The sequence below is a fragment of the Phenylobacterium sp. genome, from assembly GCF_036677185.1.
Classification (GTDB): Bacteria; Pseudomonadota; Alphaproteobacteria; order Caulobacterales; family Caulobacteraceae; genus Phenylobacterium.
This window is the reverse complement of record NZ_JAKFEN010000040.1, coordinates 149,028-175,416: the sequence shown is the minus strand read 5'-3', so window position 1 is coordinate 175,416 and position 26,389 is coordinate 149,028. Positions and strand designations below refer to the sequence as shown.

Genomic DNA, 26,389 nt, shown 5'->3' with positions numbered 1-26,389 from the left:
TCAGTCCTCGGTGATCAGGCTCTCGCGGTTGGTGTTGCGCAGCCGCAGGGCCACCAGGAAGGCCGCGGTCATGATCGCCGAGACATAGATGTAATAGCCGCTCTCCATCCCCTCCTTCTTGAACCAGAGGGCCGCGTACTCCGCGGTGCCGCCGAAGAGGGCGTTGCCCATGGCGTAGGGCAGGGCCACGCCCAGGGCGCGGACATGGGCGGGGAAGAGTTCGGCCTTCACCACGGCGCTGACCGAGGTGTAGCCCGACAGGATCACCAGCAGGAAGGTCATCAGGCCGAAGGCGGCCAGCGGCGCCTCGGACCGCGCGATGGCCGACATCACCGGATAGGTGGCCAGCGCCCCGCCCGCGAAGGCGAAGGCGATGGTGCGGTTGCGGCCCAGCTTGTCGGACATCCAGCCGAACAGGGGCTGGGCGCACATATAGAGGAAGAGGGCCGCGGCGGTGATCGCGGTGGCCGTGTCCTTGGCGAAGCCCGCCGTATTGACCAGGAATTTCTGCATGTAGGTCGTGTAGGCATAGAAGGCCAAGGACCCGCCGGCGGTCAGCACGAAGATCATCGCGCTCTCGCGCGGATAGTTCATGAACAGCAGCATGGTGGTCGAACGCGGCGCGCCCTCGGCCTTGGCGGCGAGGAACGAGGCGCTCTCGTCGAGCCCCGAGCGGATCCAGAACACCACCACGGCCAGGCCCGCGCCGATCACGAAGGGGATGCGCCAGCCCCAGGCTTCCAGGTCGGCCTTGTCCATGAACTGCTGCAGCAGGATCAGCACGGCCAGCGCCACCAGCTGGCCCATGATCAGCGTCACGTACTGGAAGGACGACCAGAAGCCCCGGCGGGCGCGGCCGGCCATCTCCGACATGTAGGTGGCGCTGGCGCCGTATTCTCCGCCCACCGACAGGCCCTGCAACAGCCGGGCGAGCAGCAGGATCACCGGGGCGGCGGCCCCGATCGCCGCATGGTCCGGGGCGACGGCGATCAGCAGCGAGCCGGCGCACATCATCGCCACCGCCAGGGTGAGCGCCGCCTTGCGTCCCGCCCGGTCGGCATAGAGTCCCATCAGCCAGGCGCCCACGGGCCGGGCCAGGAAGCCGACCGCGAAGATGGCCGCGGCCTGCAGGAGTTGGGCGGTCTGATCGCCCTTGGGGAAGAAGTGGGGTGCGAAATAGAGGGCGAAGGACGAATAGGCGAACCAGTCGTACCACTCGACCAGGTTGCCGGCCGACCCGCCCAGGATCGCCTTGGCGCGGGCGAGCGGGGTGAGGCCGGGCGTCAGGATGTCCCTCGGCGCCTGGGTGTCGACCCCTGTCTCGCTCATACGCTCTCCCCCGAACCGTTTGCGGGGGCGAGGTTAGGGCGCCTCGGCTCGCGCGCGAAAGCCTTGTTGTGGCTCCGGTCGTCTCAGTGGCGTGGGTCGGGGACGTCGCGAATGTGCAGGGCCGCCTCGCCCTCCTTGTGGGCGATGGCGTGCAGCAGGCCGATGAAGGCGCCCTTCACCCGCGGCAGCAGGGCCAGGGTCACAATGGCCAGGGGGATCAGGGTGGCCGGAAGCACGTACATGGTCGGCGCCTGCCAGATGATCGAGAAGAACAGCAGCGGCGCCACGATCAGGTGGCCGACGATCAGGATGGTGAAATAGGCGGGGCCGTCGTCAGCCGGGTAGCGGGTCAGGTCGTGGCCGCAGGAATTGCAGCGCGGTTCGACCTTCAGGTAGCTCCAATAGAGCTTGCCGTTCCCACAATGGGGGCAGCGGCCCTTCAGGCCCCGAAACATCGACTTGACGAACATGTTACGCCATTTGCGAAAAAGGATGCTTGGCCGTATGCGCCCCATATTTCGGCGTGGGAAGCGTCGCGGCTGTCGCAGGTGGGAACGGGTTCGCCGCAACGCCCGTTCCCGCCTGGGGTTGAGTCGATGCGCGGCGAAACGTCCTATCTAATCAGTGATTTATTTCAGGTTGTGGGGCGCCTCCGCGCATCTCGCGGCGCGATTGCGGAACCCTTCGGCGGGCCCATGTCTTCCTACGATGCAGAGGAGCTTCGCCATGAGTCAGGAAGACCGCCCGGTCAAGAAGCCCGTGCACGGCCATACCGGCCCGACCACCCAGGCGGAGGACAACGCCCGCGAGGCGCCGAACGTCCCATCCGAGGACGCCGCCAGGATCGCCGAGGAGGCGTCCCGCGAGGAGGACGCCTGAGCCGGCTATTTCTTCATGTCGTTGGCGGTGTCGGTCACCGCCCGGCCCGCGGCCTGGGCGTCCTTGCCGACGCCGGCGACGGTGTTGCAGGCGGCGGTCAGCAGGGCCACGGCCGCCATGGCCAGGATAATCGTCTTGCGCATGTGTTTGCTCCCCTCGAAGGCCACGGATTGATGGCCAAGCTTCCAGGCGGTTTTTAGGCGGCTTCGGGGCCGGGGGGCAATTGGGGAGTGCGGCATCACCCCTCGCTGTCATCCCGGTTTGCGAAGCAAGACCGGGACCCATAGACGCCGGGCAGACCGAATGTGGCGAGGCCGCGCGGCCTTCTGCGCCATCGGGCGCTTATGGGTCCCGGACAAGCGCATTCGCGCTTTCCGGGATGACATACCGTGGACGTGGCAGCCTAGTCCGCGTCCATCTTCAGGGCGGCGATGAAGGCTTCCTGCGGGATCTCGACCTTGCCGAACTGGCGCATGCGCTTCTTGCCGGCCTTCTGCTTGTCCAGCAGCTTGCGCTTGCGGCTGGCGTCGCCGCCGTAGCACTTGGCGGTGACGTCCTTGCGCAGGGCCCGCACGGTTTCCCGCGCGATGATCCGGCCGCCGATGGCCGCCTGGATCGGGATCTGGAACATGTGCGGACTGATCAGGTCCTTCATCTTCTCGACCATGCCGCGGCCACGCGCCTCGGCGCGGTCGCGGTGGACCAGCATGGAGAGGGCGTCCACCGGCTCGGCGTTGACCAGGATCGACATCTTCACGAGGTCGCCCACCCGGTAGCCTTCGATGGCGTAGTCGAAGGAGGCGTAGCCCTTGGAGACGCTCTTCAGCCGGTCGTAGAAGTCGAACACCACCTCGTTGAGCGGCAGGTCGTAGACCACCAGCGCGCGGGTCCCGACATAGGAAAGCTCGCGCTGCTCGCCGCGGCGGTCCTGGCAGAGCTTGATCACCGAGCCGAGATACTCGTCCGGCGTCAGGATGGTGGCCTTGATCCAGGGCTCGGCGATGGTGGCGATCTTCACCGGGTCGGGCAGGTCGGCCGGGTTGTGCAGCTCGATCTCCGAGCCGTCGATCAGGCCGATCTTGTAGACCACGCTGGGCGCCGTCGCGATCAGGTCGAGGTCGAACTCGCGGCTGAGCCGTTCCTGGATGATCTCCAGGTGCAGCAGCCCCAGGAACCCGCAGCGGAAGCCGAAGCCGAGCGCCGCGCTGGTCTCCATCTCATAGGTGAAGGAGGCGTCGTTCAGGCGCAGGCGGCCGATGGCGGCGCGCAGGTCCTCGAAGTCGGCGGCGTCCACCGGGAACAGGCCGCAGAACACCACCGACTGGGCGACGCGGAAGCCGGGCAAGGCCGTGGCGGTCTGGCGCTTCTCGTCGGTGATGGTGTCGCCGACGGCGGCGTCGGCCACCTGCTTGATCTGGGCGGTGATGTAGCCGATCTCGCCGGGGCCGAGCTCGGCCACCTCGGTCTGCTTGGGCTTGAACACGCCGATGCGATCCACCTGGTGGGTGACCCCGGCGTTCATCATCCGCACCTTCATGCCGGCCTTCAGCACGCCGTCCAGGACGCGCACCAGGACCACGACGCCGAGATAGGGGTCGTACCAGGCGTCGACCAGCAGGGCCTTCAGCGGCGCCTCGCGGTCGCCCTTGGGCGGGGGCAGGCGGGTGACCACGGCTTCCAGCACGTCGGCGATGCCCTCGCCGGTCTTGGCCGAGCAGAGGATGGCCTCCGACGCGTCGATGCCGATCACGTCCTCGATCTGCTGGCGGATGCGCTCGGGCTCGGCGGCCGGCAGGTCGATCTTGTTGAGGACCGGGACGATCTCGTGGTCGTTGTCGATGGCCTGGTAGACATTGGCAAGGGTCTGGGCCTCGACCCCCTGGCTAGCGTCCACCACCAGGATCGAGCCCTCGCAGGCGGCCAGCGAGCGGCTGACCTCATAGGCGAAGTCCACGTGGCCGGGGGTGTCCATCAGGTTGAGGACATAGGTCTCGCCGTCGCGGGCCTTGTAGTCCAGGCGGACGGTCTGGGCCTTGATGGTGATCCCGCGCTCGCGCTCGATCTCCATGTTGTCCAGGACCTGCTCGGTCATCTCACGCTTGGTGAGACCGCCGGTCTCCTGGATCAGGCGATCGGACAGGGTCGATTTGCCGTGGTCGATGTGGGCCACGATGGAGAAGTTGCGGATGTGGGAGAGGGGCGTCGTCATTGTGGGCGGGCTTTAGCACATTCCACGTGCGAGGCGAGACCGGCGCGATGGCGCGGGTTACGCGCACGTGTCCAGATGCCTCCTCCTCTCCACCCGTCTCTCGGGGGGAGAGGAGGTGATCTCAGTAGCCGGCGCGGCCATGGTTAATCCAGCGTTAAGCCTGAGCGCCGCATTCATGCCGCTCGGGGATGGGAGGCTGCCCAAGCTCTAAAGGATACCGCGCCATGGATCGCCGCACGCTCATCGCTTCCAGCATCGCCACGCTCGCGAGCGCCGGCTGCGCCACCGCCCAGACCCGCGATCCCGCGGCCGGCGGCCCGCCGCCGAAGGGAACGCCCAGCTATCCGGCCCAGCCGGCCGAACCCTATACCCGCGAGGAGCTGGTCGCCACGGCGTCGGACTATCTCGGCGTGGCCGCGGAAGCCGCCGGCGGCGCCATCGAGCGCGTGTTCCAGGACAACGGCCGACCCACCGCCTACATCGCCGGCGAGGAAGCCGCCGGGGCCATCACGATCGGCGCCCGCTACGGCCGCGGCCTGCTCTACATGAAGGGCAAGGAACCCGTGGAAGTGTTCTGGCAGGGGCCTTCGGTCGGCTGGGACCTGGGCGGCAACGCAAGCCGGGTCTTCACCCTCTGCTACAATCTCCAATACCCGGAAGTGATCTTCCAGCGGTTCCCGGGCGTGGAGGGCGCGGCCTATCTGGTCGCCGGACTGGGCGTGAATTACCTGCGCTCCGACGACGTGACCCTGGCCCCGATCCGCGCGGGCGTCGGCCTGCGGCTGGGCGCCAATGTCGGCTATCTCGGCTTTAGCCGCACCCGCCGGATGCTGCCCTTCTAAGGGCTAGCGTTCGTCCAGGCTCGCCCCGACCCGCTGCGTTGCCGTGTCGAACAGGCCGCGGCCCGGGACGTGGTTGAGTTCGAGCCGGACCCCGTCGGGATCCTCGAACAGCACGGCGTAATAGCCCGGCGCCCAGGGTTCGTCCTGCGGCGGATGGACGATCTTGGCCCCGATCGAGACCAGGAAGACGTGGAGCTCGTCGACGTCGGCGCGCTCGCGGGCGCGCCAGCAGTGGTGGTGCAGGCCCACGCGGTATTGCTCGAACCGCGCGCCCGCATGCTCGGGATCGGGGCGGCGGACGCCGAACCCGGTGCGGCCGCCGACGCAATAATAGGTGTCGACACTGTCTGCGACTTCGCGCAGGCCCATGAAGGGCAGGAGCTGGCGATAGAAGGCGACGGACGCCTCGAAGTCGCCCGCGGTGATGAAGGTGTGCGCGACGCCGTTGATCTCCATGGGCGTTAGGAGGCCAGGGTGACGTCAGCGGAAGTCAAATGGCGGGAGAGCTGTGTTCCTTCTCCCCTAGCGGGAGAAGGTGGCCCCGCGAGAGCGGGGTCGGATGAGGGGTCTCTCAGAACTCGACAGCTGGCGTGCGGCTGCCCGGGGGCAAGCGGATAGGGCTTTCGACCCCTCATCCGTCAGGCTTCGCCTGCCACCTTCTCCCGCAAGGGGAGAAGGAAGCTGGCGCTATCCCCGCAGCCTGGCCCCGACCGCCTTCTCGGCGGCGGCGACGACCTTGGCCGAGAGGGCCTCGATCTCCGCGTCGGTCAGGGTCTTCTCGCGGGGCTGGAGGGTGATCTCCACGGCCACCGACTTGGCGCCCTCCGGCACGCCGGGTCCCTGATAGACGTCGAAAACCCGCGCGCTCGAGATCAGCGCCTTGTCGACGCCGGCCATCGCGCGCACCAGGTCTCCCGCCGCTCGGCTCGCGTCCACCACGAAGGCGAAGTCGCGCGACAGTGGCATCAGAGGCGAGAGCTCCAAGGCCGGCTTGGACTTGGTCGCCTTCTTCTTCGGCTCGGGGATGGCGTCGACAATCAGCTCGAAGCCGTAGATGGGCCCCTCGACGTCCAGCGCCTTCAGGGCGCGCGGATGCAGTTCGCCGAACTCGACCAGGGTCGACTTGCCGAGCCGTAGCGCCGCCGAGCGGCCAGGGTGCCACCAGTCCGACAGCCCGCCCTGGACCACCTGCAACGAGCCCACCGGCGCGCCCAGGTCGTTCAGCAGGCTGAGCAGATCGGCCTTGAGCTCGAACAGCGGATCGCTCGCCACCCCATCCCAGCGGCGGGGCGGATGCGGCGCCACCACGGCGGCGACAGCCGTCACCTGGTCTGCCGGCTGGTCGCCCCGGTAGAAGGGGCCGATCTCGAACAGGGCCACGTCGGCGAAACCGCGCCGGGCGTTGCGGCCCACCGCCTCGATCAGGTTGGGTAGGATCGAGGGCCGCATGCAGTCGAGGTCAGCGGCGATCGGGTTGGTCACCACCAGCTCGTCGGCCCCACCGCCGAACAGGCAGGCGGTCTCGCGCTTGCAGAAGCTCCAGGTGACGGCCTCGGCATAGCCCTTGGCGGCCATGGCCCGGCGCCCCGCGCGGATGCGGGCCTGGCGCACGGTCAGCACGCCGCCGGCCGGTTTGGCCATCTCAGGCAGGGGTAGGGCGGGCAGGGCGTCATAGCCCTCGATCCGCGCCACCTCCTCGACCAGGTCGGCCTTGCCCTCCACGTCGCGCCGCCAGGACGGCGGGAAGACCAGGTCGCCCTCCTGGTGGAAGCCGAGGTCGCGCAGGATGTCGTCGATCCGCCGGGGCTGCAGGTCGAGGCCGGAGAGCTGTTTCACATAGGCGCGGTCGAAGGCGATCGGGGCCGGCCGGGGCAGGGCCTCGCCCGCCACGACGATCTCCGAGGCCTCACCGCCGCAGAGCTCCAGGATCAGCTTGGTGGCCAGCTCGATGCCGGGAACCAGGCTCTCCGGGTCGACGCCGCGGGCGAAGCGGTACTGGGCGTCGGAATTGATCCCGGTCGTCCGGCCAGTCTGGGCGGTGCGGATCGGGTCGAACCAGGCGGCCTCAAGGAAGACCTCGGTGGTGGCCTCCGAACAGCCGGTGGAGGTCCCGCCCATGATCCCGCCCAGGCCGATCGGGCGTTTGCCGTCCGCATCGGCGATGACACTCATCTCCGGCGTGATGTCGTAGGTCTTGCCGTCCAGCGCGATCAGTTGCTCGTCGCTATGGGCGGTCGGGGTGGGGTGGTCGGCGGAGACCTCGCCCCCGCCCCCCCGCCGGCCGAGCCGGGCCTCGATCACATCGCCGACCAACAGGGCGCGGTCATAGACGTGCAGCGGCCGGGCGCGGTCGTAGGTGATCAGGTTGGTGACGTCGACCAGGGCGTTGATGGGCCGCAGGCCGATGGAGATCAGCCGCTGCTGCAGCCAGGCCGGGGACGGCCCGTTCCTGACGCCGCGGATCAGCCGGCCGGCGAACTGCGGGCAGGCGTCCGAGCCGTCCAGGCGGATGGCGACCGGGCAGGGGAACTTGCCGGGGACCGGCTCGACGCCGACGTCCTTCAGCACGCCCAGGCCGGCGGCGGCCAGGTCGCGGGCGATGCCGACCACGCCCAGCCAGTCGGGCCGGTTGGGCGTGACCTCGAAGTCGATGACCGCTTCCAGGCCGAGCGCCTGGGCGGCGTTCACCCCGACGGCGAGATCGTCGGAGAGTTCCATGATCCCGTCGGATTCCGACGCCGTCTCCAGCTCGGCGGCCGAGCACAGCATCCCGTGAGACACGACGCCGCGCACCGGCTTCTCGACCAGGGTGACGCCCAGGCCCGGCACATAGGCGCCGATCGGGGCGTAGACGACGGTGATGCCCGCCCGCGCGTTCGGCGCGCCGCAGACGATCTCCTTGCGGCCGTCGACGGTGTCCACCTGGCAGACGCGCAGGCGGTCGGCGTTGGGGTGCTGGACGGCCTCGACGATCTTGGCCACCGAGAAGGCGGCCAGCTTCGCGGCAGGATCGTCCACGTGCTCGACCTCAAGGCCGGCCATGGTCATGGCCTCGACCACCTCGGCGGCGGTGGCGTTGGTCTCGAGGTGCTGCTTGAGCCAGGAGAGGGTGAATTTCATCGTCTCGACTTCCTAGATCCTCCCCCAGCGCGCAGCGCGGTTTGGGGGAGGTGGCGCGTCGCTTCTTCGGCGACGCGACGGAGGGGGTAGAAGCGCGCCGAAGGAGTCAAAGTCCCCCCTCAGTCCGCTTCGCGGACAGCTCCCCCAGAGGGGGAGCATCTGATCTTGGCGCAGGCTCAGGAGAGCCCCGTCGCCGGATTGGGCGCCGCGTAGGGGCTGAAGCCGTAGTGCTCCAGCCAGCGGACGTCGCTGGCGAACATGTCGCGCAGGTCGGGCATGCCGTATTTCAGCACCCCCAGCCGGTCGACGCCGCAGCCGAAGGCGAAGCCCTGCCAGACGTCGGGGTCGAGACCGACATTGCGCAGCACATTGGGGTGGACCATCCCGCAGCCGAGGATCTCCAGCCAGTCGGAGCCCTGGCCGATCTTCACCTCGCCGCCGGAACGGTCGCACTGGACGTCCATCTCGGCGCTGGGCTCGGTGAACGGGAAGTGGTGCGGGCGGAAGCGGGTGACCACGTCCGGGGTCTCGAAGAACCGGCTAAGGAAGGTCTCCAGCGTCCACTTCAGGTGGCCCATATGGATGGCGCGATCGATGACCAGGCCCTCGATCTGGTGGAACATCGGGGTGTGGGTCTGGTCGCTATCCTTGCGGAACGTCCGGCCCGGCACGATGACGCGGATCGGCGGTTCCTGGCCGTTGGCGACCCATGACGGAAGCTGTTCGTTCACCCGGTGCATGACGCGCACCTGAACAGGGCTGGTGTGGGTGCGCAGCACCTTGCGCTCGCCCTTGGCGTCCTCGGGCAGGAAGAACGTGTCGTGCATCTCCCGCGCCGGGTGCTTGGGCGGGAAGTTCAGCGCCGTGAAGTTGTTGAAGTCGGTCTCGATGTCGGGACCCTCGGCCACCGAGAAGCCCATCTCGGCGAAGACGGCGATCATCTCGTCCATCACCTGCATGGTGGGGTGGACGGACCCCTTGCGCCGCGGCGGGGCGGGCAAGGTGAGGTCGACGCGCTCGGCGGCGAGCTTGGCGTCCAGCTCGGCGGCTTCCAGCCCGGCCTTGCGCGCGGCGATGGCGCCCTGAACGCGGTCGCGCAGGCCGTTGATCAGCGGCCCGCGTTCGCGGCGCTCGTCGGGGCTCATGGAGCCCAGCGACTTGAGGAGCTCGGAGATCGAGCCGGACTTGCCGAGCGCGGCGACGCGCACGGCTTCGAGGGCCTGGAGGTCGGATGCGCCTTCGACGGCGGCCGAGAGCTCGGCTTCCAATGGGGTGAGATCGGTCATGACACGGCTGCTTTAGAGGGACGGGCAAGGCGCGGGAAGAGGGCAGCAAAAAGCCCTCCGGCGGATCACGCCGAAGGGCTCTTGAATGCTTGCGGAGCGGGAGCTCCCAAACGACCTCAAGCCAGCGCGGCGTGAACCTTGTCGGCGATGGCCTTGAAGCCGATCGGGTCGTTGCCCGCGATGTCCGCGAGGACCTTGCGGTCGATTTCGATCCCGGCCAGATCCAGGCCGTGGATAAATCGGGCGTAGGTCAGGCCCTCGATGCGGGCCGCGGCGTTGATCCGCTGGATCCACAGCGAACGGAAGTTGCGCTTGCGGACCTTGCGGTCGCGGTAGGCGTACTGGCCGGCCTTGTCCACCGCGGCCTTGGCCGTGCGGATGGTGTTCTTGCGGCGGCCGTAGAAGCCCTTGGCCTGCTCAAGGACCTTCTTGTGTTTGGCGTGGGCGGTGACGCCCCTTTTAACGCGAGCCATCTGTCAGCGCTCCTCTTACAATCCGTAGGGCAGGTAGGATTTGATCGTCTTCGAGTCCGAAGCGCTCATCACCTTGGTGCCGCGATTTTGACGGATGTACTTGGCGCTGTGGCTGATCAGCCGGTGGCGCTTGCCCGCGACGCCGGCCTTGATCTTGCCGGTGGCGGTCAGCTTGAAGCGCTTCTTGGCGCCTGACTTGGTCTTCAGTTTGGGCATTTCACTTGCGGACCTCGAGGGCCCGTCCTCTGGCGTATTGACGAGCCGCCCTGGCATGCCTTTTGGCCAGACGACTCCGAAGAGCGGGGCAAATACGCGAAAGGGTGAGGGAAGGCAAGGGTTTGGTGTCCGCGCGTTCGCCGCCGGACGGCATGCGATATAGAGGCCCAGCACGCGGGAGCGACCTTTCGATGAGTTCCGACCGTTCGAAAAGCCTGCTGGCCGTCTTCAGGGCGCGGCCGCGCCTGATGGGGGCCTTCCTCTTCGGCCTCTTGGTGGGGCTCGCATGCGCCGCGGCGCCCGCCGGCCTGGACCCGGTCACCGCAGGGGTTATCGGCTGGACAGCCACCTGCCTCAGCTTCATCGCCGCCAGCCTGCATATGATGTGGGGCGCGCCCCCTGCCCGGATCCGGGCCGTTGCGGCCACTCAGGATCAGGGCCAGGCGGTGATCCTGGGGTTGGTGATCCTCGCCTCCGCCGCCAGCATCGGGGTGATCGCCGCCGAGCTCTCAGCCGCCAGCGCCGAGTCGGGGCTGCTGAAGGGGCTGCGGGTGGCGCTGGTGTTCGTCACCGTGGCGGCGTCCTGGTTCCTGGTGCAGATCGTCTTCGCCCTGCACTACGCCCACGAGTTCTACGCGCCGGACGCCAAGACCCAGGCGGACGCTGGAGGTCTGCTGTTCCCAGGCGGCGAGGCCCCCGACTACTGGGACTTCCTGCATTTCTCGCTGGTGATCGGCGTGGCGTGCCAGACGGCGGACATCGCCTTCACCTCAAAAGCCCTGCGGCGGGTCGGCAGCCTGCATGGCCTCGTGGCGTTTGTCTTCAACACGGTGGTGGTGGCTCTGACCATCAACCTGCTGGCCGGACTATTCGCCCGCTAGGCGCGGGACCCGCTTCAGCACCTGGAAGGCCAGGACCAGGGCCGGCAGGATCAGGATGCAGCCGAGCGCGAAGGGCGCGCCGGGCGAGACCAGCGAGAACAACTGGCCCGCATAGATCGGCCCACCGATGCGGGCGAGCGCGTTGTTGGACATGTTGAGACCCAGCATCTCCCCCTGCCGGTCGGGCGGGGTGGAGAGCGAGATCAGGCCCACCAGGTTGGGGAAGCAGATCGACTGGCCGAAGCCGACGATGGCCAGGCCCAGCACCGCCATCGGCCAGACCACGGACGAGAACTGCACGAACATGCCGATGAACATCAGGGTCAGGCCCGCGATCAGCACCCGGGCCTCGCCGAACCGGCGGACCAGAATCGAGGTCCCGATCCCCTGGGCGAAGGCGCCGATCACCCCGATCACCATGAAGGCCAGGCCGATCTCGCGCGGGCCCCAGCCGAAGCGGGCCTCGGTCCACAGGCCGTAGGTCGCCTCGATCCCGGCGAAGCCAGAGACGATGACGAACGAGATGATCATGATCCGCGAGATGATCGGATGGCCGAAGGCTTCGCGCAGGGCAGGCGGGCGGCCGTGGGGGCGGGATTCTCCGGTAGGCGGCCGGGTTTCCTTGACGAACAGGAAGACGCCGAGCGCCGAGGCCAGGCCGAAGCCCGCGGCGGCGAACAGCGGGATGTGGAAGCCGATGGGGCCGAGCTCCGGCTGGGCCAGCAGGCCGCCGAGCGCCGGGCCGGTCATGAAGCCTAGGGAAAAGGCCGAGCCCATCACCCCCATGCGGCCGGCGCGCTGGTCGGGCGGGGTGATGTCGGCCATGCAGCCCTGCAGGGTCGAGATGTTGCCGGAGAAGACGCCGCTGGCGAACCGGGCGAGGAAGGCCAGCCAGATGTTCGGGGCGAAGGCGAGCGCGATGTAGCAGAGCGCCGCGGTGGCGATGGTGACGATCAGCACCGGCCGCCGTCCGATGCGGTCCGACAGCCGCCCCCAGAACGGCTCGCCCAGGAACTGGCCGAAGGAGAAGGCCGAGAACAGCAGGGCGACCTGCCACGGCGGCGCGGCCAGCGCCTTGCCGAAGAAGGGCAGCAGCGGGATCACCAGGCCGAACCCCGCGATGTTGAGGAAGGTCACCGACAGCAGGATGAACAGGGCGCGGCGGTCGCCGAGGGTGGTCGGGGCCTGGCTCATGGCCGGTCATCCGCCCGGGATGCGGCCACCCGGCGGCTCGCGGCCAGCGCGAGGAAGATGGCCGGGGCCACCACCAGGGCGCCCAGGATGAACGGTCCGTCGATCGCCACCGGGAAGATCAGTCCCGCGCAGAAGGGGCCGACCACACGGGCCAGGGCGCCGGTGGCGTTGTTGAGGCCGAGGATCTGTCCCTGGCGGTGCGGGTCGGCGGTCTGGGAGATCATCGAGCCGACATTGGGCCAGGCGACCGACTGTCCGACGGCGGTGAGGCACATGAGCGCGATCGTGACGCCGCCGCCGGGCGACATGGTCTGGCCGGCGGCCGAGAGCACGGTGATCCCCATTCCGAGAGCCAGCATCCGGCCTTCGCCGAACCGCTCGGAAAGCCGACCGGTCACGAACATCTGGGTGACAGCGGCGGCGACGCCCACGAAGGCGAAGCAGACCCCGATCTCGCGTGGCCCCCAGTCGAACTTCGCCTGGGCCCAGAGGCCGAAGGTGCTCTCGATGCCGGTGAAGGCGAAGCCCACCAGGAAGGTCAGCAGCATCAGCCGGCCGATGATCGGGTGGCGGATCACATCGCCGATGGCCGACCAGCGGCTGGGCCGGTGGGTGATGGACTGCTCGCGCGTCTTGCTCTCGCGGATGAAGACCATGATGCCGACGACGCAGAGCGCCGCCAGGCCCGAGGCCATGAACAATGGCAGGCGAAAGCCGACGGGACCGGCGTCGGGGTGGGCGAAGATCCCGCCCACCATCGGACCGAAGATCAGCCCGACGTTCCAGGCCGCCCCCTGGTAGGAGAGCAGCCGCGTGCGCTTTTCCGGCGGGGTGACGTCGGCGATATAGCCCTGGATCACCGCCCCGTTGCCGGCCGCCAGCCCGCCCAGCAGCCGGATGGCGAAGGCCGCCCAGATATTGGGGGCGAAGGCGAGCGCCAGATAGCAGAGGCAGTTGCCGGTGATGGTGGAGATCAAGAGCGGCTTGCGGCCGTACTTGTCCGACAGCCGGCCCCAGAACGGCTCGCCGAAGAAGGCGCCCACCGAATAGGCCGAAAAGATCAGGGCGATCTGCCAGGGCGGGGCGTCGAACGACTTGGCGTAGAAAGGCAGCAACGGGACGATGATCCCGAAGCCCAGCATATTGATGAAGATGACGGCGATGAGAGACGGCGCCGCCATCGAGGACGGCGGCGACGCCCTCTGCGGCGCGGTGTCGGACATGTGAACGGTGTTAAGGGGAGCCGCACCGTGCGGCAAGTCCGACCGCCAAGGTCGGACTTGCGCGGACCGATCAAGCGGTGGCGGGGACCTCGTTCAACGACTCGCCCAGCCGGTCGATCAGCCAGTTGGTGCCGTGCTCGCGCTGGCCGACGGTGTCGTGACCGTCGAGGAAGGCGCCCATCTCGGTCACCACCATGCGGGTTCCGGCCCCGTGCTTGTGGAACTCGATAGTGGCGACGGAGACTGAGATCCGCACGTCGTCCATGTCCATGTAGTAGGCGTAGACGATGCGCTCGTTGGGCACGATCTCGCGATAGTCGACCGCGAAGACGTAGAGCGCGCCGCCTTCGGAGTCCCGGCCCTTGCTGTATTCCCGGCCACCCTCGCGGAAGTCGAACTCGTAGCCGGCCTCTTCCGCGGCGGGGAACCACAGCGCCTTGAGCTTGGGATCGGCCCAGGCCGCGAAGGTCCGCGCGGGCGTGGCCGTATAGGTGCGTTCCACGACGAAGGTGGCGTGGACGACGGAACGTTGGGTCATGGGTCTCTCCAGGGGTCTGTCGGCGCGGCGAGATGTTCGCCGAGCCTTTCGAGGTCGCGCTCCACGCTTGCTTGCCGCGCGATGATCCACCGACCGGTCACGAGCAGTCCAGCCGGATCGATCCAGCAGGTCCGCAGGCGGCCGACCTTCGCCGAGCGGACGAGTCCGCTAGTCTCCAGGACCCGCAGGTGCTGGCCGATCGCCGAGAGCGACATGGCCAGTTGTCGGGCGAGTTCGCTGACCGTGGCCGGCCCGCGGCTCAACCGTTCCACCATGGTGCGCCGGACGGGATCCGCCAGGGCCTGGAATGCGAGATCAAGCGAGGTCGCTTGCTGTAGCATGTACTTAAGTATCTATGGGCCGCGAGATAGTCAAGTTATTGCTAAAGCATTTTCTCCGAGTGGCTAGGTCGCGGACCGCAGGGTCATGGCGGCGTCTTCAGGTCTTGGGGTCGGTCTCGGCCAGGAAGTCGCCCAGCCGGTCCAGGCGCTTCTCCCAGGACGTGCGGCGCGCATGGATCCACTGCTCGGCCAGTTGCAGCCGGTCCGGCTGGATCGTGCAGGTGCGCACCCGTCCGATCTTCTCGGACTTCACCAGGCCGCTGGCCTCCAGCACCGCCAGGTGCTGGACCACCGCCGACAGGGTCATGTCGAGCGGCTGGGCCAGCTCGCTGACCGAGGCCGGCCCGCGGCTCAGGCGCTCGACCATATTGCGCCGGCCCGGGTCAGACAGGGCCTGGAACATCATGTCGAGGGGCTGGTGGCTTTGGTTTAGCATGCCCTAAAGTATTGATTCGGCCCGCGGCTGGCAAGCGGACATGAAGAAGCGGCCGCCCCGACGGGACGGCCGCTGGTTCGATCTGGTGGAAGACGCGTCTAGCGCGGAGCCAGGATCATGATCATCTGGCGGCCTTCCATGCGGGGCTCGTACTCGACCTTGGCCACCGGCTCGAAGTCGGCCTTCACCTTTTGCAGGAGCTTCATGCCCAGTTCGGGGTGGGCGAGCTCGCGACCACGGAAGCGCAGGGTGACCTTCACCTTGTCGCCCTCTTCGAAGAAGCGGTGCATCGAGCGCTGCTTCACCTCGTAGTCGTGGATGTCGATGTTCGGCCGCAGCTTGATCTCTTTGATCTCGACGACCTTCTGCCGCTTGCGCGCCTCGTTCTTCTTCTTCTGCTCCTGGAACTTGAACTTGCCGTAGTCCAGGATCTTGCAAACGGGCGGATCGGCGTTCGGAACGATCTCGACGAGGTCGAGACCTGCTTCCTGCGCGGCCTCCATGGCCGACGAGGTGGGCATCACGCCCTGCTTCTCGCCGTGCTGATCGATCAGCAGGACCTTGGGGACGCGGATGTCTTCATTGATACGCGGCCCGTCTTTGACGGGCGGCGACTGCATGGGGCGGCGAATAGGCTTTCGCTCCTAGGGCTGTTTCAACGCGAAACGCGCCCGGCGCGAGAGAGCGCCGGTCGTTCCAGTCAGTATATGACGAAGGGAGTCCCCCCAATCAAGCGCGGCTAGGCAGAAGGCATCAGCGCGTTGACGGCCTGTAGGACTTGGGACACAGGCAGATCGGCCAGGTTCTGGGACTGCAGCACGGTCACGTGGCCCCGCGGGGCCGAAAGCGCCGGGTTCGAGGCGCTGGAGAAAAGCACGATGGTGGCCGCTCCGGTGGCCGCCGCCAGGTGCAGCGGACCGGTGTCGTTGCCGACCACCAGGGCCGCGCGGGCGCCCAGGGCGGCGATCCGCGCGAAGTCGGTGCGTCCGGTGAGGTCGCGGGCCTGGCCGACCGACTTCTGGATCTGGCGGGCCAGGGCGCTTTCCTGTGGGCCGCCGATGATGACGATGTCGAAGCCGCGATCGTGCAGGGTCTTGCCGAGCTGGGCGAAGCGTTCGGCCGGCCAGCGCTTGTCCAGCCGGTGGGCCGAGCCGCCGGGCACGAAGATCACATAGGGCCGCGGCTTCACCCCGCCGGGGACCGGACGTTCCTGGCGGGCGTTGTGCACCACCCAGGAGAGGTCCGGCGGCGGGGCGCTGCCGGGCTCGGTGGGGGCGTCGGGCCAGATGCCGGCCGATTTGAGCTGGTCGGCCTGGCGCTCCAGCGTGTGCATGGAATTGCGTCGCCGGTTCTTGTGCGGCAGCGAGCAGCCCAACGCGATCCCCGACCACTCGGGCGGGAAGGGGCGCAGCAGGTGGAAGATGCGGGCCGACTGGGCCGAGGTCTGCAGGTCGTAGACCCGGTCGTAGCGCGCCGCCTTCAGCCGGCCGCGCAGCTGCAGCCAGGCGCTGGGCCCCTCGGGCCGGCCGTCGGTCTCCACCCGGTTGAAATAGGGGCAGGACTTGGCCAGCGCCTCGAAGGGCGGAGTGGTCAGCAGGGTGATGCGCGCCTTGGGATGGGCCTCGCGGATCTTCTTCATCGCCGCCAGCGCCAGGATGAAATCGCCCAGAGCCGAGAGCTTGATCACCAGGACGTTGCGGATGTCGCGGCTCACGCGGCGCGCGCCTCCAGCACGCGTCCATAGGCGTCCAGCGTGGCCTGGCACATGGCGTCCACCGAATAGAGCCGCCGGGCGCGGTTGGCCGCGGCCTGGCCCATGGCCGCCAGGCGGCCGGGGCCGAGGTCGACGGCCTTGGCCATGGCGCTCGCCCAGGCGTCGGGATCGTCCACCTTGACCAGCCAGCCGGTCTCGCCCGAGAGCACGGTCTCGGTGGTGCCGCCGTGATCGGAGGCCAGGACGGGTTTGCCCATCACCTGGGGTTCCACAGCCGTCCGGCCGAAGGATTCCGGCTTGGTCGTGGGCAGCATGGCGATGTCGCAGACCTGGTAGGCGGCCGGCATGTCGTCGCAGTGGCCGACCACCAGGATCTCACGCTCGAGGCCGTTGGCGGCGATGGCGGCCATGATCTCCAGCCGGTAGTCGGTGCGGCCCTGGTCGTCGCCGGCGAAGATGATCACGAAATCCTCGCGACCCCGGAGCTTCAGGCGAGCGGCGGCCTCCACGATCATCAGGTGGCCCTTGATCCGGGTCAGGCGGCCGGCCAGCAGCAGCTTCACCCGCCGGTCCCCGGGGGCGATCCCCCAGGCCTGGCGCAGGGCCTCGACCCGGTCGGGGGTCACCCAGCTGGGATTGAACCGCTCCAGGTCGATGCCGCGCGGGATCGAGACGATCCGCGCCGGGTCGATCTGGTGCTCGGCGAGCACGTGGTCGCGGGTGTAGTCGGAATTGGCGATCACCAGGTCGCCGCGGGTCATGACGGCGTTGTACCAGCGCTTCAGCCCGCTCTTGGCGTTGTAGACCCCGTGATAGGTGGCCACGAACGGCGTCTTGGTGGCCTGGGCCGCCCACAGAGCCGAGAAGGCCGGCGCGCGCGAGCGAGCGTGGACAATGGAGACCTTCTCCTTGCGGATCAGGTCCACCAGCCGCGCGGCGTTGCCCAACATCACCAGGGGATTCTTGGTCTGGACCGGCATCTGGGCAAGGCGCCCGCCGTCGGCCTCCAGCCGAGAGGTCATGCGTCCGCCGCGGGTCGCGACCAGGGCCTTGCCGCCGGCGCGCACGACCGCGTGGGCCACATCGATCGTGGTCTGTTCGGCCCCGCCGGTTTCGAGCTCGGGGACAACCTGCAATAGGGTGAAGTCTGGGGGCAGCGTCACGCCGCCTTGCATAGCGTAAGCCCACGTTTGGTAAAGGCCCGCGCGCCATTCGCGCCGTCACATCCTTGCGTTATGACAGCACCATGACCGAGACATCCGGATTCCTGAAACGGCGCGACGGGGCGCGGATCGCCTGGCGCCGCGTCGCGGGGGCCGGACCGACCGTGGTGTGGCTGGGCGGCTTCAAGTCCGACATGGCGGGAACCAAGGCCCAGGCCCTGGCCGATTGGGCCCTGACGCGCGGCCGGTCTTATGTGCGGTTCGACTATTTCGGGCACGGGGAATCCGACGGCGACTTCGCCCAGGGGACCATCACCCGCTGGCGCGAGGACGCGTTGGCGGTGCTGGACGAACTGGCTCAGGGACCGGTGGTGCTGGTGGGCTCGTCCATGGGCGGCTGGATCGCCTGCCTGGCCGCCGCCGCCGCGCCCGAGCGGGTGAAGGCCATGGTGCTGATCGCCCCGGCGCCCGACTTCACCGAGAAGCTGATGAGCCCGGAGATCGCCGCCGCCGGCCGCGCCGAGCTCAAGGCCACCGGGGTCTGGATGCGGCCGTCGGACTATGGCGACCCCTATCCGATCACCGCGGCCCTGCTGGAGGACGGCGCGCGCTGGTCGATCCTCCCCGGGCCGGTGAATGTGGACGCTCCGGTGCGCATCCTGCAGGGCGGCGAGGACCCCGACGTGCCCTGGCGCCACGCCCTGGAGCTGGCCCAGGCGATCCGCGGCCAGGATGTGGTGTTCGGCCTGATCAAGGACGGCGACCACCGACTGTCGCGGCCCCAGGACATCGCCCGGCTGATCGCCGCGGTGGAAGAGGTCGCATGATCGGCGAGCCCCCCTTGCCGAGCTTCTGGGCGGCGGCGCGGGTCTGGGCCCGGATAGGCCTGCTGAGCTTCGGCGGCCCCGCCGGCCAGATCGCCCTGATGCATCGGGTCCTTGTCGAGGAGCGCGGCTGGATCGGCGAGCGTCGGTTCCTGCACGCGCTCAACTACTGCATGCTGCTGCCGGGGCCCGAGGCCCAGCAGCTCGCTACCTATATCGGCTGGCTGATGCACCGTACGGCGGGCGGCCTGCTGGCGGGGATATTCTTCGTCCTACCCGGCGCGGCGGTGATGCTGGCCCTGAGCATCCTCTACGTCGTCTATGGCGCGACTCCGGTGGCCGAGGGCCTGTTCCTTGGCGTGAAGTGCGCGGTGCTGGCCATCGTGACCGAGGCCGTGCTGCGGGTGGGCCGCCGGGCGCTGAAGTCGCGCGCGGCCGTGGCCGTGGCCGTGGCGGCCTTCCTCGGCCTGTTCGTGTTGAACGTCCCGTTCCCGCTGGTGGTGGCGCTCGCTGGAGGCCTCGGATGGGCGGCGCCCGGCCTGTTCGGCGGCGGCGCCAACGGCCACGACGTCGACGATGAGACGCCCGGCCTGGTGGACCGGGTCATCGCCCGGGGCGAAGCCCCTCACCTGGTCCCGTCGCGTGGCCGGGCGCTGCGGGTGGCGGCGATCTGGCTGCCGATCTGGCTGGCGCCCGTCGCCGTGCTGTTCGCGGTGTTCGGGGAGACCAGTGTCTGGACCAAGATCGCCGGCTTCTTCTCCACCATGGGCGTCGTGACCTTCGGGGGCGCCTACGCCGTGCTGACCTATGTGGCCCAGGCCGCCGTCGACGGCTTCGGCTGGCTGAATCCCGGCGAGATGGCCGACGGCCTGGGGCTGGCGGAGACCACGCCGGGGCCGCTGATCATGGTCCTGCAATTCGTGGGCTTCCTGGCGGCCTACCGCAACGCGGGCGGGCTGGACCCTCTGCTGGCCGGCTGTCTGGGGGCGCTGCTCACCACCTGGGTCACCTTCGCGCCGAGCTTCCTGTGGATCTTCCTGGGCGCGCCCTATGCCGAGGCGCTGCGCGGCCATCGGGCCGCCGCCGCGGCGCTCGCGGCGATCAGCGCCGCCGTGGTCGGGGTGATCGCCAACCTCGCCGTCTGGTTCGCCCTGCACGTCCTGTTCCGGCGGGTGGCGGAGGTCAGGGGCGTCGACCTGCCGGACCTCGCCAGCCTCGACTGGCGCGCGGCGGTGCTCACCGTGGCGGCCATGCTCGCCATGCTGCGGTTCAAGTTGGGCCTGGTCCCGACTCTCGCCGCCTGCGCCGTGGGCGGATTGGCGTTGAGCGCGCTGGCTGGGTGATCTAGGCCCCCAATTGCTCCCCCTCTGGGGGAGCTGTCAGCGAAGCTGACTGAGGGGGACTTCGACTCTCGTTTGTGGGCAGCAACCCCCTCCGTCACGTCGCCGAAGAGGGCGACGCGCCACCTCCCCCAAATCGCGCTGCGCGCTGGGGGAGGAACTGGGGCGACGTCAGCCGCCGGCCGCCAGGATCGCCGCCAGGCCCTCACGATAGCTTGGATAGACCGGCCGCCAGCCGAGCTCGGCCTTGGCCCGCGCATTGGCCACCCGCTTGCTCTCGGCGTAGAAGCGCCGCGCCTGGGGCGTCATGGCTTCCAGGTCCAGGGGCTCCTCCGGCGGCGGCTCCATTCCCAGCAGCCGCGCCGCATGGGCCACCACGTCGCTGTTGGACGCCGGCTCGTCGTCGCAGAGGTTGTAGGCGCCGCCCGCCCGCGGGCGGGCCATCGAGGCGTCCAGGCCTGCGGCCAGGTCGTCCACGTGGATGCGGCTGAACACCTGGCCCGGGGCGGCGATGCGCCGGGCCTTGCCCTCGCGCAGGCGGTCGAAAGCCGAGCGCCCGGGACCGTAGATGCCGGGCAGGCGATGGACGGTCACCGTCAGGCCCATGCCGCGGCCCACCTCCAGCCAGTCGCGCTCGGCGCCGACCCGGCGGGCGCCCTCGGTGGACTGGGCGGCCAGGCGGCTGTCCTCGAACACCCAACCCCCCTTGCGGTCGCCATAGACCCCGGTGGTGGAAAGGTAGCCGATCCAGTCGGGGAAGGCCTGCGCGCGGGCCAGGGCCGGGACCAGGACCTGCAGGGCTGGGCAGCCCTCCGGTCCGGGCGGGGCGGCGATCAGTATGGCCTGGGTCCTGGCCAGGTGCTCGGCGACGCCGGCGATGTCGTCGGCGGCCACCGGATCGACCCCTTGGTCGGTCATCGCCTGGGCGGCGTCGGGGGTCCGATAGGTCGCCGAGATGTTCCAGCCCTGCGGCTGGAGCCTGCGGGTGAGCGCCTGGGCCGCGAAACCGTAGCCATAGATGAACAGCCGCAACGGGCAGGCCTAGAGCAGCGCCGTGATCGCGGCGCGGGCGGCGTCGCCCATGTCGGGACGGGCGAGCGCGAAGGCGACATTGGCCCGCAGTAGGCCGATCTTGTCGCCGCAGTCATAGGTGACGCCGTCATATTCCAAGGCGTGGAAGTCCTGGGATTTCATGAGCTCGGCCATGGAATCGGTGAGCTGGATCTCCCCGCCGGCGCCCTTGCCCTGGCGTTCCAGTAACTCGAAAATCTCCGGCTGCAGGATATAGCGGCCCGAGATGATCAGGTTCGACGGCGCGGTCCCGGCGGGCGGCTTCTCGACCATGCCGGTCATGCGGTTGAGACGCCCCTCGCGGCCGTCCAGGGCGACGATGCCGTACTTGTGGGTCTCGCTGTCGGGCACGGCCTCGACGACCACGATATTGCCGCCGACCTTGTCGTGGGCGGCCACGGCTTGGGCCAGCGCCGGGGTCTGGGCGGCCATCAGCATGTCGGGCAGGATGACGGCGAAGGGTTCGTCGCCGATGATGTCGCGGGCGCACCAGACCGCGTGGCCCAGCCCCAGGGGCGCCATCTGGCGCACGAAGCTCATGGAGCCGGGCTGCAGGATGTCGCGGCGGACCTCGGCCAGGACGTCGTGCTTGCCCTTGGCCTCCAGCGCGCCCTCGATCTCGGGATTGCCGTCGAAATAGTCCTCGATGGCGCCTTGGCCGCGGCTGGTGATGAACACGAAGTGCTCGATGCCGGCGGCGCGGGCCTCCTCGACCACATAGGAGAGGATCGGGCGGTCGAAGACGTTCAGTAGGTTCTTCGGGGTGGCCCGGGCCACGGGCAGCACCCGCGTCCCCAATCCGGCCACCGGCAATACCGCCTTGCGCACGCGTCTGGTCATGCAAGCTCTCCAGTCACACCCTCTCGGACTAGCCGAGCACGGGCGTTAAATCCACCGGGGCCAGTTACTCGACCGTGACCGACTTCGCGAGGTTTCGCGGCTGGTCGACGTCGGCGCCTTTCTGGACGGCCACATAGTAGGCGAGAAGCTGGATGGGGGCGGACATCACCAGCGGGGCGATCAGCGGATCGCATTTGGGCGCGGTGACCACCACCTTGGCCCCGGCGGGCGCATGCTTGGCCCCGTCGGGATCGGTGATGAAGATCACCTGACCGCCCCTGGCCATGACCTCGCTCATGTTCGACGCCGACTTCTCGAAATAGCTGTCGAAAGGGGCGAGGATGACGATGGGCGTCGCTTCGTCCACCAGGGCGATCGGTCCGTGCTTCAGTTCGCCGGCGGCATAGCCCTCGGCGTGGATGTAGCTGATTTCCTTGAGCTTCAACGCCCCTTCCAGGGCCAGGGGATACATCGGGCCGCGACCGAGATAGAGCACGTCGCGCGCCTTGGAGACCTCCAGCGCGATGTTGCGGACCGCCTCCTCGAGATTGATCGATTCCGCCATTAGGCGGGGCGCTTCGAGCAGCACGCGCACGAGCCGGTTCTCCTCCGCCGCATCGATCCGCCCGCGCGCGCGGGCGGCGGCGACGGCCAGCGTGGTCAGCAGGCTGACCTGGGCGGTGAAGGCCTTGGTCGAGGCCACGCCGATTTCCGGTCCGCAATGGATCGGCCAGACCACGTCGGCTTCGCGGGCGATGGTCGACTGGACGGCGTTGACCAAGGCGGCGCTCTTCATGCCGGCCGCCTTGCAGTGGCGCAGGGCCGCCAGGGTGTCGGCGGTCTCGCCCGATTGCGAGATGGCGATCGCCAGGGACCCTGCGCTGAGCGCGGGGTCGCGGTAGCGGAACTCCGAGGCGATCTCGACGTCCACAGGCAGGCCGGCCAGTTGCTCGATCATGTACTTGCCCAGCAGGCCGGCGATGTAGGCCGTGCCGCAGGCCACGATCTGGATCCGGTCCAGCTTGGCGAAATCGATGTCGCCGGGGATCGTCGTGGTGTCGGAGAGGGCGTCCACATAGGCGGCGATCGTTCGCTGGCATCCTTCCGGCTGATCATGGATCTCCTTCTCCATGAAGTGCCGGTAGTTGCCCTTCTCGACCAGGGCCGCGGAGGCCGAGACGTTCTGGATCTTGCGTTCGACGGCCTTGCCCGCCTCGTCGAAGATGCGGGCGCTGGCGTGGTCTATGGCGACGTAGTCGCCTTCTTCCAGATAGGCGATCTTGTTGGTGAACGGCCCGACAGCGAGCGCATCAGAGCCGATGAACATCTCGCCCTGGCCGTAGCCGACCACCAGCGGGCTGCCGCGGCGCGCGCCCATGACCAACTCGTCCTCGCCCTCGATCAGCACCGCCAGGGCATAGGCCCCGGTCAGCCGGTCCAGGGTGGCCTTCAGGGCGGCCAGGGGTTCGAGGCCGGTGGCCAGTTCGGAATCCAGCAACTGGGCTATGACCTCGGTGTCGGTCTGGCTCTCGAAGACGCGCCCCTGCGCCTCCAGCTCGCGCTTCAGCTCGGCGAAGTTCTCGATGATGCCGTTGTGAACCAGGCTGACCCGGCCGGACTTGTGGGGGTGGGCGTTGGCTTCCGAGGGCGCGCCGTGGGTGGCCCAGCGGGTGTGGCCGATCCCCACCGTCGAGTTCAGCGGCGCCTCGGCCAGCACGTCCTCCAGGGCGCGGATCTTGCCCTTGGCGCGCCGGCGCTGGAGCTTGCCGCCCACGACCCCGGCGACGCCCGCGCTGTCATAGCCGCGATATTCCAGACGCTTGAGGCTGTCGATCAGCCGCTCCTGGACGGAGGAAATCCCAACGATGCCGATGATGCCGCACATGGTGGCTTTCACATCCTTTGTCGAAACGCGCGCAGGTCGATAGTCTTCAGCGCTGAGCCGCCTTTAGCATTCGCAAACGCGGCGTCGACTAAATCTGGGTTTCGGATCGTTTCCGACCCTAATGAGCACCACGAGAAGTCCCATGAGCAAGCGCGCCTATTTCGGCACCGACGGCATCCGCGGCCTGGCCAACAGCCATCCCATGACCGCCGAGGTCGCCCTGCGCGTGGGGCTGGCGGCGGGCAAGCTGTTCATGTCCCAGGACGACCGGCGTCACATGGTGGTGATCGGCAAGGACACCCGCCTCTCGGGATACATGGTCGAGCCGGCCCTGGTGGCAGGTTTCGCCAGTGTCGGCATGGATGTGCGCCTGCTGGGCCCGATGCCGACCCCGGGGGTGGCGATGATGACCCGTTCCCTGCGCGCCGACCTGGGCGTGATGATCTCGGCCTCGCACAACCCCTATACCGACAACGGCATCAAGCTGTTCGGTCCGGACGGCTACAAGCTGTCGGACGCCCGCGAACTGGAGATCGAGGCCTTGATGGACCAGGGCCTGGCCGACGGCCTGGCCGCGCCCACCAAGCTGGGTCGCGTCGCCCGGGTGGACGATAGCCAGGCGCGATACGTTGAGATCGCCAAGGCCACCTTCCCCCGCCGGCTGAGCCTGGCGGGCCTGCGTATCGTCATCGATTGCGCCCATGGCGCGGCCTACAAGGTGGCGCCGGTGGTGCTGTACGAACTGGGCGCCGAGGTCGTGAAGATCGGCGTCGAGCCCAACGGAACCAATATCAACGAGGAGTGCGGCTCCACCCACCCCGAGGCCATGGTCCGGGCGGTGAAGGAATTCCGCGCCGACATCGGGGTCGCCCTCGACGGCGACGCCGACCGCCTGGTGATCTGCGACGAGAAGGGCCGCGTGGTCGACGGCGACCAGATCATGGCCATCATCGCCGACGCCTGGGCCAGGACCGACCGGCTGACCGGGGGCGGCGTGGTCGCCACGGTGATGTCGAACCTTGGCCTGGAGCGCTACCTGAACGCGCGCGGCCTGAAACTGGAGCGCACCGCCGTGGGCGACCGCGCGGTGATGGTGCGGATGCGCGAGGGCGGCTTCAACCTGGGCGGCGAACAGTCGGGCCACATGATCATGTCCGACTTCTCCACCACCGGCGACGGCCTGCTGGCGGCCCTGCAGGTGCTGGCGGTGCTGAAGGAGAGCGGCCAGCCCATGAGCATGCTGGCCCACCAGTTCGAGCCGGTGCCGCAGAAGCTGGAAAACGTGCGCTTCGCCGGAGGCAAGCCGCTGGAGACCGCCCAGGTCAAGGAGGTCATCGCCGAGGCCGAGCTGCGCCTGAACGGGACGGGCCGGATCGTGGTCCGCGCGTCGGGCACCGAGCCGCTGATCCGGGTCATGGCCGAGGGCGACGACGAGAAGCTGGTAAGCCAGGTGGTCAAGGAAATCGTCGGCGCGGTGAAGAAGGCCGCGGCGTAGCCTCAGCGTCCTTCTCCCCTTGCGGGAGAAGGTGGCCGTTCGGAGAACGGTCGGATGAGGGGTCGCGCTGACCTATCGGGCGAGTCTGCGAGCGTTCAGACCGGGCGTCGGCTTTCGACCCGTTGCAGACGTTGCCACAGGTCGGCTTCTTGGCAAGTCCAAGCTTGCCGCACGACCCATCGGAGCTATGGTCAAGGCTGTCAGCAGAGGGCGGGGCCGATGGAAATATCGCGGCGAGGCTTGGCGGCGGCAGCCGCATTGGTACTGCCGAGCGCCGCAGGTGCGGCTCGAGCGCAGGGCGTGCTGAAGCCCACGGGTCAGGAGACCCTGGGCCCATACTACCCAGTTCGGGCGCCGACTTCGCATGATCCCGACCTCACCCACTTTCCCGGGCGCAAGGGCCACGCCCAGGGCCAGATCATCGAGATCACAGGACGGGTGCTGGACACCTCAGGCCGGCCGCTTCCGCAGGCCGAACTGGTGATCTGGCAGGCGAATGCGGCTGGGCGCTACACGAATCCGCTCGACAAGAACACTGCGCCGCTGGACCCGAATTTCCTCGGGGTGGCGTCGTTCGGCGTGGCGCGTGATGGCGCCTTCCGGCTGCGGACCGTGAAGCCCGGCGCATATCCTGAGCCGTCGGGCACGCTGCGCACGCCACACATCCATTTCGATGTGACAAACTCAGACTATCGGCTGGTGACGCAGATGTACTTCCCAGGCGAGGATCTGAACGCGAAGGACCTGCTTCTATCGACCCTGGCGGCACGACGTCGCGATCCCAACGCCGCCATCTGTCAACCGGCGACGACCAGCGAACCCGGCGTAACCGCGTTCCGGTGGGACATCATCTTGCTGACATGAACCCCCGGAAGCGTCGGCTGCCCGCCGTCGGGCCGGGAGCTGAACGACCGCTTCCCACCCTTAGCGGACGCTGGATTGAAGTAGGCGGAGCTCATCGGCTCGACCGCCAACCGGCGCGTTCTGAGAGACCCCTCATCCGACCCCGCAAGGGCGGGGCCACCTTCTCCCGCAAGGGGAGAAGGCATTCGGCCGATTGTCCCTTTGAGCTGTTTAACACAGGTCGATC

27 protein-coding genes are annotated in these 26,389 nt (G+C 68.5%); 7 read left to right on the top strand and 20 right to left on the bottom strand.

Features of this window, described 5'->3' with window-relative positions:
- Both V6M51_RS21345 and V6M51_RS21340 read right to left on the bottom strand, forming a co-directional pair.
- On the bottom strand, positions 1 to 1,329 hold the full coding sequence (locus tag V6M51_RS21345; protein ID WP_332770252.1) for an MFS transporter: 1,329 nt from the start codon (positions 1,327 to 1,329) through the stop codon (positions 1 to 3).
- Between the two features lie 83 nt (positions 1,330 to 1,412).
- On the bottom strand, positions 1,413 to 1,799 hold the full coding sequence (locus V6M51_RS21340) for a DUF983 domain-containing protein (protein ID WP_332770251.1): 387 nt from the start codon (positions 1,797 to 1,799) through the stop codon (positions 1,413 to 1,415).
- Positions 1,800 to 2,055: 256 nt separating this feature from the next.
- On the opposite strand from V6M51_RS21340, the gene V6M51_RS21335 reads away from it, so the two are divergent.
- Positions 2,056 to 2,208 carry a hypothetical protein gene (locus V6M51_RS21335; protein ID WP_332770250.1) on the top strand — a complete coding sequence of 51 codons (153 nt, stop codon included), beginning with the start codon at positions 2,056 to 2,058 and terminating at the stop codon, positions 2,206 to 2,208.
- Positions 2,209 to 2,213: 5 nt separating this feature from the next.
- Here the strand turns inward: V6M51_RS21335 and V6M51_RS21330 are convergent, their stop codons facing one another.
- Together V6M51_RS21330 and lepA are read right to left on the bottom strand one after the other, a co-directional pair.
- Positions 2,214 to 2,351, bottom strand: coding sequence for an entericidin A/B family lipoprotein (locus V6M51_RS21330; RefSeq protein ID WP_332770249.1), 138 nt, complete (start codon positions 2,349 to 2,351; stop codon positions 2,214 to 2,216).
- Positions 2,352 to 2,611: 260 nt separating this feature from the next.
- On the bottom strand, positions 2,612 to 4,417 hold the full coding sequence (lepA, locus tag V6M51_RS21325; protein WP_332770248.1) for a translation elongation factor 4: 1,806 nt from the start codon (positions 4,415 to 4,417) through the stop codon (positions 2,612 to 2,614).
- A gap of 224 nt (positions 4,418 to 4,641) precedes the next feature.
- Between lepA and V6M51_RS21320 the strand changes: the two genes are divergently transcribed.
- Positions 4,642 to 5,259, top strand: coding sequence for a DUF1134 domain-containing protein (locus tag V6M51_RS21320; RefSeq protein WP_332770247.1), 618 nt, complete (start codon positions 4,642 to 4,644; stop codon positions 5,257 to 5,259).
- 3 nt (positions 5,260 to 5,262) lie between these two features.
- Here V6M51_RS21320 and V6M51_RS21315 read toward each other — a convergent pair whose 3' ends face one another.
- The 5 genes from V6M51_RS21315 to rpmI all read right to left on the bottom strand — a co-directional run bounded on the left by V6M51_RS21315 (position 5,263) and on the right by rpmI (position 10,354).
- Positions 5,263 to 5,715: a VOC family protein gene (locus V6M51_RS21315; protein ID WP_332770246.1), complete on the bottom strand. Its 453-nt coding sequence runs from the start codon at positions 5,713 to 5,715 to the stop codon at positions 5,263 to 5,265.
- 231 nt (positions 5,716 to 5,946) lie between these two features.
- Complete coding sequence (gene pheT / locus V6M51_RS21310) at positions 5,947 to 8,379, bottom strand: phenylalanine--tRNA ligase subunit beta (protein WP_332770245.1); 2,433 nt, start codon at positions 8,377 to 8,379, stop codon at positions 5,947 to 5,949.
- A gap of 176 nt (positions 8,380 to 8,555) precedes the next feature.
- A complete protein-coding gene (gene pheS, locus V6M51_RS21305; protein ID WP_332770244.1) occupies positions 8,556 to 9,665 on the bottom strand; it encodes a phenylalanine--tRNA ligase subunit alpha in 1,110 nt (369 codons plus the stop codon).
- A 116-nt stretch (positions 9,666 to 9,781) separates the two neighbouring features.
- Positions 9,782 to 10,138: a 50S ribosomal protein L20 gene (gene rplT / locus V6M51_RS21300; RefSeq protein WP_254835910.1), complete on the bottom strand. Its 357-nt coding sequence runs from the start codon at positions 10,136 to 10,138 to the stop codon at positions 9,782 to 9,784.
- Positions 10,139 to 10,153: 15 nt separating this feature from the next.
- Positions 10,154 to 10,354 carry a 50S ribosomal protein L35 gene (gene rpmI / locus V6M51_RS21295; RefSeq protein ID WP_254835911.1) on the bottom strand — a complete coding sequence of 67 codons (201 nt, stop codon included), beginning with the start codon at positions 10,352 to 10,354 and terminating at the stop codon, positions 10,154 to 10,156.
- 191 nt (positions 10,355 to 10,545) lie between these two features.
- Here rpmI and V6M51_RS21290 point away from each other — a divergent pair, with 191 nt between their 5' ends.
- Positions 10,546 to 11,235 (top strand): DUF1345 domain-containing protein, encoded by a 690-nt coding sequence (locus tag V6M51_RS21290; RefSeq protein ID WP_332770243.1) that lies wholly within the window; start codon positions 10,546 to 10,548, stop codon positions 11,233 to 11,235.
- Here V6M51_RS21290 and V6M51_RS21285 read toward each other — a convergent pair.
- The 8 genes from V6M51_RS21285 to V6M51_RS21250 form a co-directional block, all read right to left on the bottom strand.
- Positions 11,221 to 12,429, bottom strand: a complete 1,209-nt coding sequence (locus tag V6M51_RS21285) for an MFS transporter (protein WP_332770242.1) — start codon at positions 12,427 to 12,429, stop codon at positions 11,221 to 11,223. The genes V6M51_RS21290 and V6M51_RS21285 overlap by 15 nt on opposite strands.
- Positions 12,426 to 13,652: an MFS transporter gene (locus V6M51_RS21280; protein WP_332770241.1), complete on the bottom strand. Its 1,227-nt coding sequence runs from the start codon at positions 13,650 to 13,652 to the stop codon at positions 12,426 to 12,428. The genes V6M51_RS21285 and V6M51_RS21280 overlap by 4 nt, the downstream gene beginning before the upstream one ends.
- A 70-nt stretch (positions 13,653 to 13,722) precedes the next feature.
- Positions 13,723 to 14,190: an SRPBCC family protein gene (locus V6M51_RS21275; protein ID WP_332770240.1), complete on the bottom strand. Its 468-nt coding sequence runs from the start codon at positions 14,188 to 14,190 to the stop codon at positions 13,723 to 13,725.
- The gene (locus tag V6M51_RS21270) at positions 14,187 to 14,531 is read right to left on the bottom strand and encodes an ArsR/SmtB family transcription factor (protein WP_332770239.1); all 345 of its coding nucleotides are present in this window, start codon (positions 14,529 to 14,531) and stop codon (positions 14,187 to 14,189) included. The genes V6M51_RS21275 and V6M51_RS21270 overlap by 4 nt, the downstream gene beginning before the upstream one ends.
- 97 nt (positions 14,532 to 14,628) lie before the next feature.
- On the bottom strand, positions 14,629 to 14,967 hold the full coding sequence (locus V6M51_RS21265) for an ArsR/SmtB family transcription factor (RefSeq protein WP_332770238.1): 339 nt from the start codon (positions 14,965 to 14,967) through the stop codon (positions 14,629 to 14,631).
- A 98-nt stretch (positions 14,968 to 15,065) separates the two neighbouring features.
- Complete coding sequence (gene infC / locus V6M51_RS21260; RefSeq protein ID WP_254835918.1) at positions 15,066 to 15,587, bottom strand: translation initiation factor IF-3; 522 nt, start codon at positions 15,585 to 15,587, stop codon at positions 15,066 to 15,068.
- A gap of 119 nt (positions 15,588 to 15,706) precedes the next feature.
- Positions 15,707 to 16,681 (bottom strand): glycosyltransferase family 9 protein, encoded by a 975-nt coding sequence (locus V6M51_RS21255; RefSeq protein ID WP_332770237.1) that lies wholly within the window; start codon positions 16,679 to 16,681, stop codon positions 15,707 to 15,709.
- Positions 16,678 to 17,844 carry a glycosyltransferase family 4 protein gene (locus V6M51_RS21250; RefSeq protein WP_332770236.1) on the bottom strand — a complete coding sequence of 389 codons (1,167 nt, stop codon included), beginning with the start codon at positions 17,842 to 17,844 and terminating at the stop codon, positions 16,678 to 16,680. The genes V6M51_RS21255 and V6M51_RS21250 overlap by 4 nt, the downstream gene beginning before the upstream one ends.
- 83 nt (positions 17,845 to 17,927) lie before the next feature.
- Between V6M51_RS21250 and V6M51_RS21245 the strand changes: the two genes are divergently transcribed.
- Both V6M51_RS21245 and chrA read left to right on the top strand, forming a co-directional pair.
- Entirely contained in the window at positions 17,928 to 18,671 is a 744-nt protein-coding gene (locus V6M51_RS21245) for an alpha/beta fold hydrolase (RefSeq protein WP_332770235.1), read from the top strand.
- Positions 18,668 to 20,011: a chromate efflux transporter gene (chrA, locus tag V6M51_RS21240; protein WP_332770234.1), complete on the top strand. Its 1,344-nt coding sequence runs from the start codon at positions 18,668 to 18,670 to the stop codon at positions 20,009 to 20,011. Before V6M51_RS21245 ends, chrA begins: the two co-directional genes overlap by 4 nt.
- Before the next feature lie 168 nt (positions 20,012 to 20,179).
- Here the strand turns inward: chrA and V6M51_RS21235 are convergent, their stop codons facing one another.
- The 3 genes from V6M51_RS21235 to glmS form a co-directional block, all read right to left on the bottom strand.
- Positions 20,180 to 21,040, bottom strand: a complete 861-nt coding sequence (locus V6M51_RS21235; protein ID WP_332770233.1) for an SDR family oxidoreductase — start codon at positions 21,038 to 21,040, stop codon at positions 20,180 to 20,182.
- A gap of 9 nt (positions 21,041 to 21,049) precedes the next feature.
- Complete coding sequence (locus V6M51_RS21230; RefSeq protein ID WP_332770232.1) at positions 21,050 to 21,919, bottom strand: UTP--glucose-1-phosphate uridylyltransferase; 870 nt, start codon at positions 21,917 to 21,919, stop codon at positions 21,050 to 21,052.
- Between the two features lie 64 nt (positions 21,920 to 21,983).
- A complete protein-coding gene (glmS, locus tag V6M51_RS21225; protein WP_332770231.1) occupies positions 21,984 to 23,804 on the bottom strand; it encodes a glutamine--fructose-6-phosphate transaminase (isomerizing) in 1,821 nt (606 codons plus the stop codon).
- 142 nt (positions 23,805 to 23,946) lie between these two features.
- Between glmS and glmM the strand changes: the two genes are divergently transcribed.
- Both glmM and V6M51_RS21215 read left to right on the top strand, forming a co-directional pair.
- Complete coding sequence (gene glmM, locus V6M51_RS21220) at positions 23,947 to 25,299, top strand: phosphoglucosamine mutase (RefSeq protein ID WP_332770230.1); 1,353 nt, start codon at positions 23,947 to 23,949, stop codon at positions 25,297 to 25,299.
- Positions 25,300 to 25,599: 300 nt separating this feature from the next.
- Positions 25,600 to 26,163 (top strand): protocatechuate 3,4-dioxygenase, encoded by a 564-nt coding sequence (locus V6M51_RS21215; protein WP_332770229.1) that lies wholly within the window; start codon positions 25,600 to 25,602, stop codon positions 26,161 to 26,163.
- Positions 26,164 to 26,389: the final 226 nt, after the last annotated feature.

Bases quoted from the DNA above. Each gene is read 5' to 3' on its own strand.
- V6M51_RS21345 (WP_332770252.1), bottom strand. From the start codon at position 1,329: ATGAGCGAGACAGGGGTCGACACCCAGGCGCCGAGGGACATCCTGACG.
- V6M51_RS21340 (WP_332770251.1), bottom strand. From the start codon at position 1,799: ATGTTCGTCAAGTCGATGTTTCGGGGCCTGAAGGGCCGCTGCCCCCAT.
- V6M51_RS21335 (WP_332770250.1), top strand. From the start codon at position 2,056: ATGAGTCAGGAAGACCGCCCGGTCAAGAAGCCCGTGCACGGCCATACC.
- V6M51_RS21330 (WP_332770249.1), bottom strand. From the start codon at position 2,351: ATGCGCAAGACGATTATCCTGGCCATGGCGGCCGTGGCCCTGCTGACC.
- lepA (WP_332770248.1), bottom strand. From the start codon at position 4,417: ATGACGACGCCCCTCTCCCACATCCGCAACTTCTCCATCGTGGCCCAC.
- V6M51_RS21320 (WP_332770247.1), top strand. From the start codon at position 4,642: ATGGATCGCCGCACGCTCATCGCTTCCAGCATCGCCACGCTCGCGAGC.
- V6M51_RS21315 (WP_332770246.1), bottom strand. From the start codon at position 5,715: ATGGAGATCAACGGCGTCGCGCACACCTTCATCACCGCGGGCGACTTC.
- pheT (WP_332770245.1), bottom strand. From the start codon at position 8,379: ATGAAATTCACCCTCTCCTGGCTCAAGCAGCACCTCGAGACCAACGCC.
- pheS (WP_332770244.1), bottom strand. From the start codon at position 9,665: ATGACCGATCTCACCCCATTGGAAGCCGAGCTCTCGGCCGCCGTCGAA.
- rplT (WP_254835910.1), bottom strand. From the start codon at position 10,138: ATGGCTCGCGTTAAAAGGGGCGTCACCGCCCACGCCAAACACAAGAAG.
- rpmI (WP_254835911.1), bottom strand. From the start codon at position 10,354: ATGCCCAAACTGAAGACCAAGTCAGGCGCCAAGAAGCGCTTCAAGCTG.
- V6M51_RS21290 (WP_332770243.1), top strand. From the start codon at position 10,546: ATGAGTTCCGACCGTTCGAAAAGCCTGCTGGCCGTCTTCAGGGCGCGG.
- V6M51_RS21285 (WP_332770242.1), bottom strand. From the start codon at position 12,429: ATGAGCCAGGCCCCGACCACCCTCGGCGACCGCCGCGCCCTGTTCATC.
- V6M51_RS21280 (WP_332770241.1), bottom strand. From the start codon at position 13,652: ATGTCCGACACCGCGCCGCAGAGGGCGTCGCCGCCGTCCTCGATGGCG.
- V6M51_RS21275 (WP_332770240.1), bottom strand. From the start codon at position 14,190: ATGACCCAACGTTCCGTCGTCCACGCCACCTTCGTCGTGGAACGCACC.
- V6M51_RS21270 (WP_332770239.1), bottom strand. From the start codon at position 14,531: ATGCTACAGCAAGCGACCTCGCTTGATCTCGCATTCCAGGCCCTGGCG.
- V6M51_RS21265 (WP_332770238.1), bottom strand. From the start codon at position 14,967: ATGCTAAACCAAAGCCACCAGCCCCTCGACATGATGTTCCAGGCCCTG.
- infC (WP_254835918.1), bottom strand. From the start codon at position 15,587: ATGCAGTCGCCGCCCGTCAAAGACGGGCCGCGTATCAATGAAGACATC.
- V6M51_RS21245 (WP_332770235.1), top strand. From the start codon at position 17,928: ATGACCGAGACATCCGGATTCCTGAAACGGCGCGACGGGGCGCGGATC.
- chrA (WP_332770234.1), top strand. From the start codon at position 18,668: ATGATCGGCGAGCCCCCCTTGCCGAGCTTCTGGGCGGCGGCGCGGGTC.
- V6M51_RS21230 (WP_332770232.1), bottom strand. From the start codon at position 21,919: ATGACCAGACGCGTGCGCAAGGCGGTATTGCCGGTGGCCGGATTGGGG.
- glmS (WP_332770231.1), bottom strand. From the start codon at position 23,804: ATGTGCGGCATCATCGGCATCGTTGGGATTTCCTCCGTCCAGGAGCGG.
- glmM (WP_332770230.1), top strand. From the start codon at position 23,947: ATGAGCAAGCGCGCCTATTTCGGCACCGACGGCATCCGCGGCCTGGCC.